This is a genomic window from Rhizobium jaguaris (genome assembly GCF_003627755.1).
GTDB lineage: Bacteria > Pseudomonadota > Alphaproteobacteria > Rhizobiales > Rhizobiaceae > Rhizobium > Rhizobium jaguaris.
In genome coordinates this window covers 2,784,248-2,800,596 of sequence record NZ_CP032694.1, presented here as the reverse complement: position 1 = coordinate 2,800,596, position 16,349 = coordinate 2,784,248, and the positions used below count along the sequence as shown (strand labels likewise).

Genomic DNA, 16,349 nt, shown 5'->3' with positions numbered 1-16,349 from the left:
AACTACTCAGTCTCAGAAGTAGTTCTGCAAAGGCTGGACTTCGAGGTTACCGGCCTTCAGTGCCTTGATCGCCATGGCCGCGGCTTCGGCACCGGCCATGGTGGTGTAGTAAGGCACCTTCTGCATCAGTGTGGCGCGGCGCAGCGATTTCGAGTCCGAGATCGCCTTGTTGCTGTCGGTCGTGTTGATGACAAGCTGAACCTGGCGGTTGCGGATGGCATCCTCGATATGCGGGCGGCCTTCCAGCACCTTGTTGATCTTGGTCGCCTCGATGCCGTTTTCAGCGAGGAAGCGCTGGGTGCCGCCGGTTGCGAGCATTTTGAAGCCCAGCTCGGCCAACATGCGGATGGCGGGCAGAACACGCGGCTTGTCGTCGTCGCGCACGGAGACGAAGACGGTCCCGTCACGCGGCAGCTCGACGCCGGCGCCGAGCTGTGACTTGGCGAAGGCCAGCGCAAAATCGGTATCCAGGCCGATGACTTCGCCGGTCGAACGCATTTCCGGTCCGAGCAGGGTATCGACGCCGGGGAAGCGGGCGAAGGGGAAGACAGCTTCCTTGACGGCGATATGTTTGAGTTTCCGCGGATCCGGCTTTTCGCCGTAGGCGGCGAAGGTCGCGTCCAGCTTTTCACCAGCCATGACGCGCGCGGCGATCTTGGCGATCGGTGCACCGATGGTCTTGGCGACGAAGGGAACGGTACGGGAGGCGCGGGGGTTGACTTCCAAAACGTAGACCGTGTCGTCCTTGATGGCGAATTGCACGTTCATCAACCCGCCAACGTTCAGCGCCTTGGCCATGGCCTTCGCCTGCCGCTCCAGCTCATCGATCATTGCGGGCGATAGCGTGCGCGGCGGCAGCGAGCAGGCCGAGTCGCCCGAGTGAATACCGGCCTCTTCGATATGCTCCATGATGCCTGCAACGTAGACATCGGTGCCGTCGGACAGGCAGTCGACGTCGACTTCGATGGCGTTGGCGAGATAGCTGTCGAACAGCAGCGGGTTCTTGCCGAGCAGGGTATTGATCTGGCCGGTCTTGTCGTTCGGATAGCGCTGCTTGATGTCTTCCGGCACGAGCTCCGGCACGGTGTCGAGAAGATACGTCTGCAGCATGCTTTCCGAGTGGATGATCTGCATCGCGCGGCCGCCGAGCACGTAGGACGGGCGCACCACTAGCGGGAAGCCGATTTCGGCTGCAACGAGGCGGGCCTGCTCCACCGAATAGGCGATGCCGTTGTTCGGCTGGTTGAGGTCAAGCTTCATCAAAAGCTTCTGGAAGCGGTCGCGGTCTTCGGCGTGGTCGATCGCGTCGGGCGCCGTGCCGAGGATCGGGATGCCGTTCTTTTCCAAGGCTTCCGCAAGCTTCAGCGGCGTCTGGCCGCCGAACTGGACGATAACGCCGACCAGTTCGCCGTTTTCCTGCTCCATCTTCAGGATCTCGATCACGTCCTCAGCAGTGAGCGGTTCGAAATAAAGTCGGTCCGAGGTGTCGTAATCCGTCGAGACGGTTTCGGGGTTGCAGTTGATCATGATTGCTTCATAGCCGGCATCCTTCAGCGCGAAGGCTGCATGGCAGCAGCAATAGTCGAACTCGATGCCCTGGCCGATGCGGTTCGGACCGCCGCCGAGGATGACGACTTTCTTGCGGTCAGAAACCTGCGCTTCCGAGCGGGCAACGCCGACGAAGGGCGTTTCGTAGGTCGAGTACATATAGGCGGTAGGCGAGGCGAACTCGGCGGCGCAAGTGTCGATGCGCTTGAAGACCGGGCGGACGTTCAGCCGGTTGCGCAGTTCCGCCACCTCCTTTGGGCGCTTGCCCGTCAGCGTCGCGAGGCGCGCGTCGGAAAAACCCATGGCCTTCAGCATGCGAAGGTTGGAGGCATCGTTCGGCAGGCCGTGTTCGCGGATGCGGGCTTCCATATCGATGATGTTCTTCAACTGTGCGATGAACCAGGGATCGATCTTGCTGCCTTCATGCACCTCTTCCGGCGACATGCCGAGGCGCAGCGCCTGGGCAACCATGCGCAGGCGATCCGGCGTCGGCGTGCCGATGGCGGCGCGGATGGCGTTCTGGCTGGCTTCGCCTTCCTCGAAATCGGGGATCTCGATCTCGTCGAGGCCTGTCAGGCCGGTTTCAAGGCCGCGAAGCGCCTTCTGCAGCGATTCCGCGAAGGTGCGGCCGATCGCCATGACTTCGCCGACCGACTTCATTGCTGTGGTCAGCACCGGCGAGGCGCCCGGGAATTTCTCGAAGGCGAACCGCGGAATTTTCGTGACGACGTAATCGATCGACGGTTCGAACGATGCCGGTGTGGCGCCGCCGGTGATATCGTTTTCGAGTTCGTCCAGCGTATAGCCGATCGCCAGCTTGGCAGCGACCTTGGCGATGGGAAAACCGGTGGCCTTCGATGCGAGCGCGGAGGAGCGCGATACGCGCGGGTTCATTTCGATGACGACGAGGCGGCCGTCTTTCGGATTGACGGCGAATTGCACGTTCGAACCGCCGGTCTCGACGCCGATCTCGCGCAGAACCGCGATCGAGGCGTTGCGCATGATCTGGTATTCCTTGTCGGTCAGCGTCAGCGCCGGAGCGACAGTGATCGAATCGCCGGTATGAACGCCCATCGGGTCGATGTTTTCGATCGAGCAGATGATGATGCAGTTGTCCGCCTTGTCGCGGACCACTTCCATCTCGAATTCCTTCCAGCCGAGAACCGATTCTTCGATGAGCACTTCCGTGGTCGGCGAAGCATCGAGGCCGCCGCCGACGATGTCGAAGAATTCGGAGCGGTTATAGGCAATGCCGCCGCCGGTGCCGCCGAGCGTGAACGAAGGACGGATGATTGCAGGCAGGCCGACATGATCGAGCGCCTGGGCGGCGATCGCCATGGCGTGGTTCATGTAGTGCTGCTTGCGGTCGCTTTCGCCGAGGTTCCACTGGTTCTCCAGCTCGTCCAGCGCCTTGTCGAGTTCGGCGCCGGAAAGCTGTGCCTTCAGCTTGGTGCGCTCGGCCTCATGCGTCTTGCGGTCGGCATCCTTGATGTCAGTGGCGTTCGCCAGCATCGACCGCGGGGTTTCGAGGCCGATGCGGGCCATGGCCTCGCGGAAAAGAGCGCGGTCTTCGGCCATGTCGATGGCGGCCGGCTTGGCGCCGATCATCTCGACATTATAGCGGTCGAGCACACCCATGCGCTTCAGCGAGAGCGCCGTGTTTAGTGCCGTCTGGCCGCCCATGGTCGGCAGCAGCGCATCCGGGCGTTCCTTGGCGATGATCTTGGCGACCACTTCCGGGGTGATCGGTTCGACATAGGTCGCGTCCGCCAGGCCCGGATCAGTCATGATCGTTGCCGGATTGGAGTTGACGAGGATGACGCGATAGCCTTCCTCCCTGAGCGCCTTGCAGGCCTGTGTACCGGAATAGTCGAACTCACAGGCCTGTCCGATAACAATCGGTCCTGCGCCGATGATGAGGATCGATTTGATATCTTGGCGCTTCGGCATGGGCTCACATCCGTTTTTTTGTTGCGCGAAAAACCGGCCAGGGTGGGAGGTCACCGGCCGGGGCGCATGGGCATGTCTTTTCAGGCTAGAAGCGGCTTATAGGCAAATGTATTTGCAAACGGAACCCCATAAATCGCGGAATCGACAGGAATTCGGGAAGCGATGGATGACAGGGCGAGGTGATCTGCCCACGCTCGGCTTTTTCCCTTCCGCGTCTCGTGGTTTTTCCTGGAACTCAGGTATCGAGTATGTAGTGCGGCACGAAGCGAGACGTATCGCGGGTGACGGGCGTATCGTCCTCACGAATGCCGATGCCAGCGGGCTTGCCGGCGACAATCCACGAGCCGATCACAGTCCAGTCGTTGCCGAAGCGGGGAAGGAGATGCAACGCCTGTCTTATATATCCTTCTTCGCCGTAGGGTCCCTCGACGTGATATATGCCAGCTCCGGCTTCGTGGCTGACGAGCGTCACATTCGCGCCTTCGCGTGACAGCAACGGTTTACGGACATAGCGATCGCCAAGGTCGTCGATGCGCGGATCGTCTTCGAAATAGGCAGGGAGGAGATTTTCGTGGCCGGGAAACATCTCCCATAGGACTGGCAGAAGTCCTTTATTCGACAGTGTCAGTTTCCACAGCGGCTCGATTATCCGCGTGGGGGTTAGCGGTAGATAACGACCGAAAGGCTCGCGCACCATATCTTCGAGTGGATAAAGCTTGAATATGCAGTCGATGGGTTCGTCTTGAAGATCTATCAGCCGCTGGCTGTCGTCGACGCCGATATCACGCATGGCGATAAGCTTTGTCTTGCAGCCGGCCTGGACGGCGCAATCGACAAGGTAGTTCAATGTCACCAGGTCTTCTTCCGATTCTAGCATACCGGCAAAGTGCATGCGCCCTGAGGGCGCAGCAAGGATGCGCATCGCGTCGATCAGTCGTTCATGCACCGAATTGAACTGGTCTGCCGAGGACGGGAGCTCGCCGCGCTGCTTCATATCTTCTAGCCAGCGCCATTGGAAGACAGCACTCTCGAACAGGCTGGTTGGAGTGTCGGCATTGAATTCGAGGAGCTTTGCCGGACCGTTTCCATTATAGGAGAGGTCGAATCGCCCATAGAGATCGCGTTCCCGATTGCGCCAGGAGCGTAATACAGCATCGTGACAGGCCGACGGAATAGCCATCCTGAGCATCAATTCGTCGTCCGAAGCGATCCTTTCTACCGCCGCATAGCACATTTCCAACAATGAAGCGGAGGGATCTTCCAGTTTTGTCTCGACCTCATCGAGGGTGAATGCGTAGGCGTGCCTCTCGTCCCAATAGCGTTGGCCATACATGGAGTGGATGGTGAAGCCACAGGCCTCTGCGTCGACCTTCCAATCCGGCCGCTCGTTCATGATAACCCGTTTCATCTGCTTATCCGTTAGCCCGAAAGGTGGAAGCCGCGAAAACCCCAGCCGCCACGCTCTACCGTGCTAGCCGAGCGCGTAGAGCTTTCGGAAGACGATCGCCATAAGCCATGACCGCCGCCGCCGCCACCAGATGACGATTGAGTATCGTCATCTTTTTTTCTTTGCGCATAGGTCGCGGCTCCGAGCTGCATGCCATTTGCAAGGCTTCGCCCTGTCGCCGTTCGAAAGTCGCTGCTTCCTCGGGGGCGGTAAAGTGCCCTAGTGTCTAGTGTTCTGGCCGCTGTGCCGACAAGATAACCGCCCAGCATGGGAATGAAATGTCCCGTGCCTGACTGATGGGCGCTGGTCGTCGGTTGGCAATTATTGACGCCATAGTCCTTTTCGCAGTTCGTTGCCGTCTCATAGGCGGGTGCATTTCGTTCGCGCTCGGTCTCTGCTTCTGCGAGTTGAGAGCGGCATTCGTCAGCAGAAAAGATTTTGCCCGTTATGCAGGCGTCGACGTCGCTGTATATCTGAACCGTATCTTCCTTCTGGCCACAGCCCGTCAGTGCTGCCGTTCCCATCAGCAGCAGCGACACACTCATCGATCGTTTCATCAAACCCTCGGCGCATAGCGCATATGTTCATGCGCCGTTACACTTCAATTATGACGCGCATATACCACTCAACCGCAACGCACGGCGAAACGCGGAATTGCGGTTGTCCACATGATTATAGAATGCAACGTAAAGAATATTGGCGCGTGCAAAGACGTAGGTAGGCGCCGGAGACATTTAAAGAATGCTCGCCCAGATTTTGTTGCTATCTAAGGTCCGAAAGACACGATGGTGAAAATTCTCTTTCCGGTTTTCATAATCTATGATGACACGGTATATTTCAGAAGGAGCTAGACTCCATTCTCTCAGGGACCTGCATCGCCGGGAGGTGCAATCATGGATTGGAAGGGACGTCGGCAATCCGACAATATCGAGGATGAACGCGGCTCGTCGCCCATGAGCGGCGGCTCGGGAGGCGGTCCCTTCGGCGGCGGCAGTTTTCCCGGCGGCGGCATGCGGCGCGGCGGCGGCTTGAGCATCAGCACCATTGTCATTCTGGTGGTGATTTTCCTGGTGCTGAGGGCCATGGGAGTCGACGTCATCGGGCTGTTGCAGCAGAGCGGCGCCTTGGATGGCGGCACCGGGCCTGGTTACCAGCAGAGCGATTCCAGCGGCGGCACTGCCCCGCCTGCCAACGACGAGATGAAGCAGTTCGTAGCGACGGTGCTCGCCGATACGGAAGACACCTGGACGGGCATCTTCAAGTCGATGGGCAAAACCTACACCGATCCGAAGCTTGTGCTGTTCTCGGGTCGTTTCCCTTCGGCTTGCGGCACCGCCTCGGCCGCGACCGGGCCGTTCTATTGCCCGAGTGATCAGAAGGTCTATCTCGACATGGCCTTCTTTCAGCAGATGAAGGATCAATTCGGCGCCGCCGGCGATTTCGCCCAGGCCTATGTCATTGCGCATGAAGTCGGCCATCATGTTCAGGACCTGCTGGGGATCCTGCCGAAATTCAATCAGGCGCGCCAGAATATGAGCGAGGTGGATGCGAACAAGTTGTCGGTGCGCATCGAGCTGCAAGCCGATTGTTTTGCGGGCGTCTGGGGCAAGTTCACCCAGCAGAAAGGCATTCTGCAGGAAGGCGACCTCGAAGAGGCGCTCAATGCCGCGCAGCAGATCGGCGACGACACGCTTCAGAAGCGCAGCCAGGGCTATGTCGTCCCGGATAGTTTCAACCACGGCACTTCGGCGCAGCGTGTGAAATGGTTCAAGCAGGGCTTCCAATCCGGCAAGCTGACTGATTGCGATACGCTGAATAATCCGGTTTAGCCACTAAGTCTCCTCTCCCCGCGATGCTGGGAGAGGAGACTGTCAATCACTTCTCGCTATCCATATGTGCCAACTGTGCTTCTGGATAACGGCCGCCGGCGGCGGCGTCCTTCGGGACTGCGCGTTCGATCGCCGCGAAATCCGGTGCGGATAATTCAACAGACAGCGAGCCGAGGGCTTCGGTCAGGCGGTCGCGGCGGCGGGCGCCGACGAGGGGGATGATGTCCTTGCCTTGAGCATCGACCCAGGCAATGGCGATTTGGGCGACGCTGACGCCTTTGGCGTCGGCGATCTGGCGCAGTGCCTCCACCAGTTCCAGGTTCTTTTCGACATTCCCGGCCTGGAAGCGGGGGCTGAAGGCACGGAAATCACCCTTCCGCGTTGCATCCTTCTGCCAATGGCCGCTGATCAGGCCGCGTGACAGGACACCATAGGCGGTGATGCCGATGCCGAGTTCGCGGCACGTTGGCAGGATCTGGTCCTCGATGCCGCGTGAGATCAGCGAATATTCGATCTGCAGATCGACGATCGGATGTACGGCTGCGGCACGGCGGATGGTGTCGGCGCCGACCTCGGAAAGGCCGATGTGCCTGATGTAACCTTCCTTGATCAGTTGGGCCATTGCCCCGACTTGATCCTCGATCGGCACGTTCGGATCAAGGCGGGCAGGGCGGTAGATATCGATATGGTCGACGCCGAGGCGCTGCAGCGTATAGGCGACGAAGTTCCTGATTGCGGCCGGCCGGGCGTCGTAGCCCAACCAGGCGCCGGCCGGATCGCGCAGAGCGCCGAACTTGACGCTGATCAGGAAATCGTCGCGCCTAAGCCCTTTGATCGCCTCGCCGATCAGCATTTCATTGTGACCCATGCCGTAGAAATCGCCGGTATCGAGCAAGTTGATGCCGGCGTCGAGGGCGGCGTGGATGGTGGCGATGCTTTCGGCGCGGTCAGACGGTCCGTACATGCCGGACATGCCCATGCAGCCGAGGCCGATGGCCGATACTTCGGGGCCAGTCTTGCCCAATTGATGCATCTGCATTTTCAGTTCTCCTTGGTCAGCGGCGCCCTTGTTCGGTTTGGCGTGATCTTAGTCGAAAACCGCGTCACATTTGTGGGATCCTGCCTCTTGCGAACGGCGTCTTCGCGAATGGTTTTACCCCACCGGCTTTTGTGCGATAATCCAGATAAATCAAAACAGGTTGTTTGGAATTTCGTACAATGGATGACTTGCCGCTTGCCGACCTCGATGCCTTCGCGGCGGTCGCCCGCGCGCGCAGCTTTCGCGAGGCGGCACGCAAGCGCCACGTCTCCGCGTCATCATTGAGTGAAGCGCTGCGACGGCTCGAGGAACGGCTCGGCGTGCGCCTGCTCAACCGTACCACCCGTAGCGTCACGCCGACAGAGGCAGGCGCGCGGTTGATCGAGCGGCTGGCGCCGGCGATAGGCGAGATCGCCACCGCGCTCGACGACATCAACACATTTCGCGATAGTCTCGGCGGAACGCTGCGGCTCAACGTGCCCACAGTTGCCGCGATCGTCATCATGCCGGGGATCATCAACCGCTTCCTGAAAGTTTATCCGGGCATCTCGGTCGAGATCGTCGCCGAAGATAGTTTCAGCGATGTGCTGGCGGCGGGCTATGATGCCGGCGTTCGTCATGATGAGCGGCTGGAGCGGGATATGATCACCGTGCCGATCGGGCCGCGGCAGCAACGCTACGTGACCGCGGCGTCGCCGGCCTACCTTGCGGCAAATGGTGTGCCCCGTCACCCGCGCGACATTCTCCACCATCGCTGTATCCGACATCGCTTCGTCAGCGGCTCGGCTTTCCCCTGGGAGTTCGAAAGGCAGGGCGAGACGATCGTCATTTCACCGCCCATGGTCCTCGCCACCAATTCAGTCGATATCGAACGCAGCGCCGCCGTGGAGGGGCTCGGCATCATCAGAACCTTCACGGAATTCGTTGCGCCGCAGATCGAAAGCGGCGATCTGATACCGCTTCTCGATGAGTGGGAGACAGCTTTTCCCGGCCCGTTTCTCTACTACGCCAGCCGCCGTCACATGCCGGCGCCGCTTCGGGCCTTCGTCGATTTCCTGAAATTGGAGCAGCGCCGGACGAACGAAGCATAGGTGTCGCTCTCCGGCCAAGGATCAAAAAAATCGGTCGATAAATCAGGAAGATTGAAGCGTTCACGGATTGTTTCCGCCAAAATCTTTAGGTAAGGGGACGTTCTGGTTTTTCGTTCACGTTCTGTCTCTTCATGGAGATGGGGCCACCCATAGGCAGACTGCAAACTCCATGATCGATCAGAAATTCGTACGTCGCGGCTTGTTCCTCGTCTTCATCATCCTGTTCCTCGACGTCATCGGTATCGCCATCATCATGCCGGTCATGCCGAAATACCTGGAAGAGCTGACGGGCGCTTCGGTCAGCGAGGCGGCGACTGATGGCGGCTGGCTCTTGCTTGCCTATGCTGCGATGCAATTTCTATTCTCGCCGCTGATCGGCAATTTGAGCGATCGTTTCGGCCGTCGCCCGGTCTTGCTTGCTTCCGTGTTGACCTTCGCGATCGACAATTTCATTTGCGCCATCGCCGGGAGCTATTGGATGTTGTTTGCCGGTCGTATCCTGGCCGGCATCAGCGGGGCGAGTTTTTCGACATGCTCCGCTTACATCGCCGACATCAGCACTGACGAGAACAGGGCGAAGAATTTCGGCCTAATCGGCATGGCCTTCGGCGTCGGTTTTGTGCTCGGGCCCGTCATTGGCGGTTTCCTGGGCGAACTCGGCCCGCGCGCACCCTTTTACGGTGCGGCAGCGCTGTCGTTCCTGAACTTCGTTGGCGCCTATTTCCTGCTACCGGAAACGCTGGAAGCGAGGAACCGCCGTCGTTTCGAATTCTGGCGCGCCAGTCCGCTCGGCGCGCTGCGGCAAGTGCGGCGTTATCAGGGCCTCGGTTGGGTATTCGTCGTCATGTTCTTCAACTGGCTGGCGCATGGTGTCTTTCCGGCGGTCTGGTCCTTCGTCAGCTCCTATCGTTATGGATGGACCTCGCTGGAGATCGGCATTTCGCTCGGTGCCTACGGCATTGGCATGGCGCTGGTCATGGGGCTTGCTTTGCCTCGCATCGTGGCAGTGCTCGGGGAATGGAAGACCGTGGTGTTCGGGCTTGTCTTCTCCGGCGTTGGCTTGCTGGGATATGCTTTTGCGTGGCAGGGCTGGATGGTCTACGTCGTCATCGTGGTCACGGTGATCGAAAATGTCTCGGATGCGCCACTGCGCTCCATCGCTGCAAGCAAAGTGCCGCCGTCGGCGCAGGGCGAGCTGCAAGGCGCTCTCGGCAGCCTCACCAGCATTACCGCGATCATCGGACCGGTGCTGTTTCCCTATCTGTTTCGCTATTTTACCACGCCGACCGCCCCCGTCGTATTCGCAGGCGCTCCGTTCATCATGTCAGCGATCCTGATCCTGGCCGCGGTTGTTCTCTTCGTTGCCAAAGTGCGCGAGGATGAACGGAAGGCCATGGTGGAGCCGTCTGTTCAGGAAGTGGCCTAAATAATCATCAGATATTTTGATGATCTGATGAATTCTTCAGCATCGAGGCTTTGCCGACTGGCTTTTCGGGCGAAGTTGCGTTAAGCCGACAGGCTTGCGCACGCCTAGGTAGGGCAATTTTGCGCTGTCTTAAAATCGAGTTTTCGAGATGGATATGCCGGTAGCTGCGCGTCCGGGCGCGCACGACAACAATAATTCGTGGTCTGCGCATCTCCGCGCCACCCTGGCGCTCGGCATACCGTTGATCGGCGCGCAACTGGCGCAGCTTGGCATCAACACCACGGATGTGATGATCGTTGGCCGGCTCGGCGCCGAGCAACTTGCTGCGATGGTTCTTGCCGGTCAGTTCCTTTTCACGGTTCTGATTTTCGGTTCCGGTTTCGCCATCGCCGTCGTGCCGCTGGTGGCGCAGGCCTATGGTCAGGGTGATGTCACGTCGGTTCGACGGGCACTGCGCATGGGTCTCTGGGCCGTCACCGCCTATTGGCTGATTGTGCAGCCGGCCTTTCTCTACTCCGAGCAGATTCTCTTGGCCGCCGGCCAGAAGCCCGACGTCGCGAAGCTTGCCAGCGATTATATCGCTATCGGCCATTTCGCAGTGCTGCCGGGCTTGCTCTACAACGTTATCCGCGCCCTGGTCAGCGCTATCGGCCGGGCTGGTGTCATCCTTTGTGTCACCATCGCCATGCTGGTGATGAACGCCGTGCTTGCCTATTGCCTGGTGCTCGGCCATTTCGGCATGCCGGCGCTCGGGCTGCATGGCGCGGCCATGGTATCAGTCGCGGTGCAGACGGCAGGCTTCCTGTTCATCGTCGCCTATGTCCAGAGCCGCGAAGAGACACGCCGCTACGAAATCTTCGTTCGACTTTGGCGGCCGGATTGGCATGCGTTGTGGGAAGTCGTTCGCCTTGGTTTTCCGATCAGCGTCACGGTTTTGGCTGAAGTCAGCCTGTTTACGGCGGCTTCGCTGCTGATGGGACAGATCGGAACGATCGAGCTTGCCGCGCATGGTATTGCGCTGCAGTGGGCGTCGATCGCCTTCATGATACCGCTCGGCCTTAGCCAGGCGGCAACCGTTCGCATCGGTATTGCGCATGGACAGGGGGATCACGCGGGGCTGACGCGTGCGGCTATCGTCGTCGTCATCGTTTCGAGCTTCATCTCACTGTGTGGCAGCGTCCTGTTTGCGACAGCACCGTCCTGGCTCGGAAGCTGGTTTCTCGACGTTACCTCGGCCGATGCGCCGCAGGTGCTTGCCTATGCGGCGCCGCTGATCGTCGTCGCGGGACTGTTCCAGCTCGTCGATGGCCTGCAATCGATCGCCAGCGGTCTGTTGCGCGGTCTGAAGGACGCGCGTGTGCCGATGATCCTGGCGTTGATCGCCTACTGGCCGATCGGTTTCTTCCTCGCCTGGCTGCTGGCATTCCCGCTCGGCTTCGGCGGCATTGGCATCTGGTTCGGCTTCCTCCTTGGTCTGGCCTCGGCCGCGACCATGCTTTGTGCGCGGTTCTACATCTTGGTGCGCTCGGAGAGGGTTGCCAATTGATGGCGGAATCGATCATGGATCGAGAGACTGCTGACAAAAATTGACAGCATGCTCGTCTATAGTCGTCTCATACCAAAGACGGGAGATGACCATGACATTCAAGGCAAGCGATCATATTGATGCCGCGCTTTTCCCGCGGGAAGATTCCATTGATCAGGGCAGGATGGTTCGCCTTTTCCCACATGCCAATGCGTCGCGCCGGCAACCCGAGCCGGCGCGGAAATCCTATTGGCTGGCGGTTGCCTGTGCGGACCATGTTCGCCACGGGAGAGAACAGGGCTTCATGCAGGTTTGCCACGGCAAACCGGGGCCTCTGAAGCGCGTCAAGCCAGGAGACGGTATCGTCTACTATTCGCCATCGATAGCAATGGGAGACAAGGACGGGTTCCAGAGCTTCACGGCCATTGGCTATGTCCGTGACGGCGAGCCGTATCCGGCGCAGATGGATTGTGGCAAGGCCTATCGCCGCGATGTCGATTGGCTCGATGCGCCTGAACAGCCGCTCCGTCCATTGCTGGGCTGGCTGGATTTTACCCAGGACAAGAACTGGGGATACAGACTGAGATCCGGACTTGTCGCCTTTGGGGAGTCCGATTTCGAGTTCCTGCAGGAGATCATGATGAGCGAGCTGGAAGTCGTGAAGCAGCGTCGCCTGCAGGCGTAAGCCGATGTGAAGACATAATCCTCCCAAGTCGACACACAAAGAAGCCTCGGATTGCTTGCCAATCCGAGGCTTCCTTTTATGGGTTCAGGCGGTTGCTCAGGCGCGCTCGGCCATCGCCGGTTCGCCCTTCTTCTCGCGCACCAGATTGATGAAGCGACGGAAGAGGTAGTGGCTGTCCTGCGGGCCGGGAGAGGCTTCCGGATGATGCTGCACGGAGAAGACCGGCTTGCCGGAAACGCGCAGGCCGCAATTGCTGCCGTCGAAGAGAGAAACATGAGTCTCTTCAACGCCTTCCGGCAGGCTGTTCGAGTCGACTGCGAAGCCATGATTCATCGAAACGATCTCGACCTTGCCCGTCGTGTGATCCTTGACCGGATGGTTTGCGCCGTGATGGCCCTGATGCATCTTCGCGGTCTTGGCGCCAAGAGCGAGGCCGAGCATCTGGTGACCGAGGCAGATGCCGAACAACGGAATTTCCGTTTTCAGCAGGTCCTTGATGACGGGCACTGCATATTCGCCGGTCGCCGCCGGATCGCCCGGGCCGTTCGACAGGAAAATGCCATCCGGCTTCAGCGCCAGCACGTCGTCGGTGGAGGAGGTTGCCGGCAACACTGTGACCTTGCAGTCGAGGCCGGAGAAGAGGCGCAGGATATTGCGCTTGACACCATAGTCGAGGCAGACGACGTGATATTTGGCATCGTCGGCGTCGAGTTCGCCATAGCCTTCATTCCAGATCCAGGGCGTCTGCGACCATTGCGACGATTGGCCGGAGGAGGCGACCTTGGCGAGGTCGAGACCTTCCAAGCCACTCCAAGCCTTGGCATCCGCCTTCAACTGCTCGATATCGAAGACGCCGTTGGGATCATGGGCGATGACGCCGTTCGGCATGCCGTTTTCGCGGATCCAGGCGGTCAGTGCGCGCGTATCGATGCCGCACATGCCGATAATACCGCGCGCTTTCAGCCACTGGTCGAGATGTTTTGCGGCGCGGTAGTTCGAGGGATCGGTGATATCGGCCTTGAAGATGACGCCGACGGCGCCGTGCCGCGCGGCAGGCGTCAGATCTTCGATATCTTCGTCGTTGGTGCCGACATTGCCGATGTGGGGGAAGGTGAAGGTAACGATCTGGCCGAGATAGGAGGGGTCCGTCAGGATCTCCTCGTAACCGGTCAGCGCCGTGTTGAAGCAAACTTCGGCCTGGACCTTGCCGGTCGCGCCGATGCCCTTGCCTTCGATCACGGTGCCGTCGGCGAGAACGAGCAGGGCACTCGGCTTTTCAGTTGTCCATGGGGCTGTCGCGGTCATTGTCATCCCGTTTCCGGCGTCGTGCGCGGCCTTGAAAAGACCGGGGGCTTCCGCCATGTTTGTCGCAGATTGCAGCCGGCGACGTTTGTCGCGGCTCGAGACCTTAATATCGATCTAATGTGCAGGTGCTGGACATAGCCAAACAAGGCGTGCCGGTCAATGCGCCCCGTTCGTTTCTCGCCAAGGAATTCGCCGGCTTTCGATCGGTCGGACGCAATTGCATTGATCGCCGCTCATGGTCTATGAGACTGGCAACGCGAAATGAGAGGCCAGGTGATCGTCGCCGGCCTGCTTAGGGAGTTAAAAACATGATCCGCGAAACGCTTTCCAACGCCCAGAAGGATGCCATGAAGGCCAAGGACGCGGCGAGGCTCTCGACCGTGCGCCTCGTGCTCGCCGCGATCAAGGACAAGGACATCGCCAATCGTGGTCTCGGCAAGGAACAGGCGAGCGACGACGAGATTCTCCAGTTGCTCGCCAAGATGGTCAAGCAGCGGGAAGAGTCCGTGAAGATCTACATGGATGGCGGCCGTCCGGAACTGGCCGACAAGGAGCGCGAGGAAATCGCCGTCATCCAGGGCTTCATGCCTGAGCAGCTTTCTGATGAGAAGGTGCGCGAGATCTGTGTCGCTGTGGTGGCCGAACTCGGTGCGCAGGGCTTGAAGGACATGGGCAAGTGCGTTGCCGCGCTGCGTGAGCGCTATGCCGGACAGATGGATTTCGCCAAGGCTTCGGCGATCCTCAAAGAGCTGCTGAAGTAAGTCTCTGCCCTCCCATCGGCGCCGGCTCCGGCTGAGCGCCGATGCTCTCTTCCCAGACCGCGGCGATGATGGCGAATTTTTCGGCCTGATAATCCCAATATTCCTGAATAAAGCCGCGCGACAGCCAGAAGTCGCTCTTTCCCGGAGTGCCTGTCCAGCCCACGCTCCCCATTGCTGATGCCTTGCTCATCAACCGCTTCACATGCGTTCTGGAGATAAGGAATCGATCACAGATATCACTGAACGAAATCGGGTCGATGGTCGTTTTTGCCGCCGTGGGATCGAACGTTCCGATACGCGAGATCAGATAGTCCATCATCACGCCGCCAGAATTTGCCCAGGTGAACAGATCGAAGGTCTCGCCGGGATGACGGACTTTGTCGTTGGCGAGGATTCCCGCCGCGATTGCCGGCTGCATCGCCGCAACAATCTCCGGGCGTTCGGCGAACGTCATGGCCCGCATACCACCATCCAGGCTGTCGAGTACCGCCAGATGGATATGGAACCACTTCGCGAAATTTTCGATCGCCGTTTCGGTCGGCTCCATCGGCCGCACGCGTCTGTCGGGTGAATCGGACAGATAACGCAGGTAGCGATATGCCAGCATTTCGTGGATGAAGCTTATCGCCGTATTGTGGCTGGCGATCTCATGTTTGAGAACGTAGTCGACAAATCGGCGGACATAGATGCCTCGTTGCTCTCCGTCGATTCCGCCGTAATGCAGCGCAAAGCCCGCCTGTGCCATCAGCCAGCGTTGCTGCGAGGCAAAAATCGAGCTCATGCGTGGATTTTCAGCATAGCCAGCAACCATCTCGCGCGAGAAGCCGAGAATAGTCCTGAAGAAATTAAGATCAGATGCGAGTTCGTTTGCGGTAAACGACATGCAAGGGTTCCCGATGAACTGGAAATTCATTGGCACGGCTCAGACGATTGTCAATTGAATTTAGTAAAAGCTACTTATGATCAAGTTTTTCTAATGTAACTGTGATCATGCGACTTTGATGGACTTCGCGAGCTAGTGCTTCTGCCGCCAGCGGCCAAAATAGAGAAGGCAGGAGCTGGGGGAGCTCCTGCCTTCTTGCGCTTTGCAGCCGTTTGATGACGCAGGGTGGGGCCCAAAAATCAAACGTCTATTGCAAAGGCACTCAGGTGAGGCGGCGCCGGGGGTAGGGATGGTGCCTCACCTGAGTATGGGGTGAACTTTACCTGATAATCCTGACTTGCTGAGGCGCGCCTTGCGTCTGCGACCAGGATACCTGAACCTTGATGCCGGCCTTGAGAGCCGGAACTTTCATGTCAACCGGCAATTGATAGCCGGCTTCGGTATAAAGCACGTTGCTCGTGGCTGCTGCATCCGTCAGCGTAGCCGAGCTATAGGTGGCTGTGACGAAGAGGGCAGCGGCAGCAAAGGGTACGAGCAGAACGCGCATTTGAATTCTCCTAAACTGAAAACCTGTACCTTTGGCTTTCCGTTCGGCGGGACGTCTAGGCATGTCGCGTCGCGAAGCATTTTGTTCGCCGGCTTGTCTCGTCCCGTGAGAAGAACGCTATTGCGGTGCACACGAACAATCAAATTACAAAAAAATAATGTTTGGCTTACGAACGATGCCGCAAATGCGCCACCAATGGGCGAGGAGGCACGCCTATCAACCCTCGGCCAATGGTTGCCGCGGGCATCACTGCACACTCTTGTTCATCTCAGCAACTCTTTGCTTTTGCGTGGCTTTTCTCGCCCGGCGAGGC

The 16,349-nt window shown here is 59.1% G+C and carries 13 protein-coding genes; 6 read left to right on the top strand and 7 right to left on the bottom strand.

Annotated features, from left to right (window positions below):
- Positions 1–12: 12 nt before the first annotated feature.
- The 3 genes from carB to CCGE525_RS13640 all read right to left on the bottom strand — a co-directional run bounded on the left by carB (position 13) and on the right by CCGE525_RS13640 (position 5,502).
- Complete coding sequence (gene carB, locus CCGE525_RS13650; RefSeq protein WP_120704737.1) at positions 13–3,498, bottom strand: carbamoyl-phosphate synthase large subunit; 3,486 nt, start codon at positions 3,496–3,498, stop codon at positions 13–15.
- 235 nt (positions 3,499–3,733) lie between these two features.
- Positions 3,734–4,906 (bottom strand): glutathionylspermidine synthase family protein, encoded by a 1,173-nt coding sequence (locus CCGE525_RS13645; protein ID WP_120704736.1) that lies wholly within the window; start codon positions 4,904–4,906, stop codon positions 3,734–3,736.
- A gap of 11 nt (positions 4,907–4,917) precedes the next feature.
- Positions 4,918–5,502 (bottom strand): DUF1190 domain-containing protein, encoded by a 585-nt coding sequence (locus CCGE525_RS13640; protein WP_120704735.1) that lies wholly within the window; start codon positions 5,500–5,502, stop codon positions 4,918–4,920.
- Positions 5,503–5,838: 336 nt separating this feature from the next.
- On the opposite strand from CCGE525_RS13640, the gene ypfJ reads away from it, so the two are divergent.
- Positions 5,839–6,774 carry a KPN_02809 family neutral zinc metallopeptidase gene (ypfJ, locus tag CCGE525_RS13635; protein WP_120704734.1) on the top strand — a complete coding sequence of 312 codons (936 nt, stop codon included), beginning with the start codon at positions 5,839–5,841 and terminating at the stop codon, positions 6,772–6,774.
- Between the two features lie 46 nt (positions 6,775–6,820).
- Here ypfJ and CCGE525_RS13630 read toward each other — a convergent pair whose 3' ends face one another.
- Positions 6,821–7,813, bottom strand: coding sequence for an aldo/keto reductase (locus CCGE525_RS13630; RefSeq protein ID WP_120704733.1), 993 nt, complete (start codon positions 7,811–7,813; stop codon positions 6,821–6,823).
- A gap of 179 nt (positions 7,814–7,992) precedes the next feature.
- Between CCGE525_RS13630 and CCGE525_RS13625 the strand changes: the two genes are divergently transcribed.
- The 4 genes from CCGE525_RS13625 (at position 7,993) to CCGE525_RS13610 (ending at position 12,540) form a co-directional block, all read left to right on the top strand.
- Positions 7,993–8,904: a LysR family transcriptional regulator gene (locus tag CCGE525_RS13625; RefSeq protein ID WP_120704732.1), complete on the top strand. Its 912-nt coding sequence runs from the start codon at positions 7,993–7,995 to the stop codon at positions 8,902–8,904.
- Between the two features lie 169 nt (positions 8,905–9,073).
- A complete protein-coding gene (locus CCGE525_RS13620) occupies positions 9,074–10,330 on the top strand; it encodes a TCR/Tet family MFS transporter (protein WP_120704731.1) in 1,257 nt (418 codons plus the stop codon).
- 148 nt (positions 10,331–10,478) lie between these two features.
- The gene (locus CCGE525_RS13615; protein ID WP_120704730.1) at positions 10,479–11,876 is read left to right on the top strand and encodes an MATE family efflux transporter; all 1,398 of its coding nucleotides are present in this window, start codon (positions 10,479–10,481) and stop codon (positions 11,874–11,876) included.
- A 91-nt stretch (positions 11,877–11,967) separates the two neighbouring features.
- Entirely contained in the window at positions 11,968–12,540 is a 573-nt protein-coding gene (locus tag CCGE525_RS13610) for an EVE domain-containing protein (RefSeq protein ID WP_120704729.1), read from the top strand.
- A gap of 96 nt (positions 12,541–12,636) precedes the next feature.
- Here CCGE525_RS13610 and carA read toward each other — a convergent pair whose 3' ends face one another.
- Entirely contained in the window at positions 12,637–13,845 is a 1,209-nt protein-coding gene (gene carA, locus CCGE525_RS13605) for a glutamine-hydrolyzing carbamoyl-phosphate synthase small subunit (RefSeq protein WP_120706401.1), read from the bottom strand.
- 308 nt (positions 13,846–14,153) lie between these two features.
- On the opposite strand from carA, the gene CCGE525_RS13600 reads away from it, so the two are divergent.
- A complete protein-coding gene (locus CCGE525_RS13600; RefSeq protein WP_120704728.1) occupies positions 14,154–14,606 on the top strand; it encodes a GatB/YqeY domain-containing protein in 453 nt (150 codons plus the stop codon).
- Here CCGE525_RS13600 and CCGE525_RS13595 read toward each other — a convergent pair.
- A complete protein-coding gene (locus CCGE525_RS13595) occupies positions 14,587–15,489 on the bottom strand; it encodes a hypothetical protein (protein WP_120704727.1) in 903 nt (300 codons plus the stop codon). The two genes, CCGE525_RS13600 and CCGE525_RS13595, sit on opposite strands and share 20 nt — an antisense overlap.
- Before the next feature lie 319 nt (positions 15,490–15,808).
- Positions 15,809–16,036, bottom strand: coding sequence for a hypothetical protein (locus tag CCGE525_RS13590; protein ID WP_120704726.1), 228 nt, complete (start codon positions 16,034–16,036; stop codon positions 15,809–15,811).
- Positions 16,037–16,349: the final 313 nt, after the last annotated feature.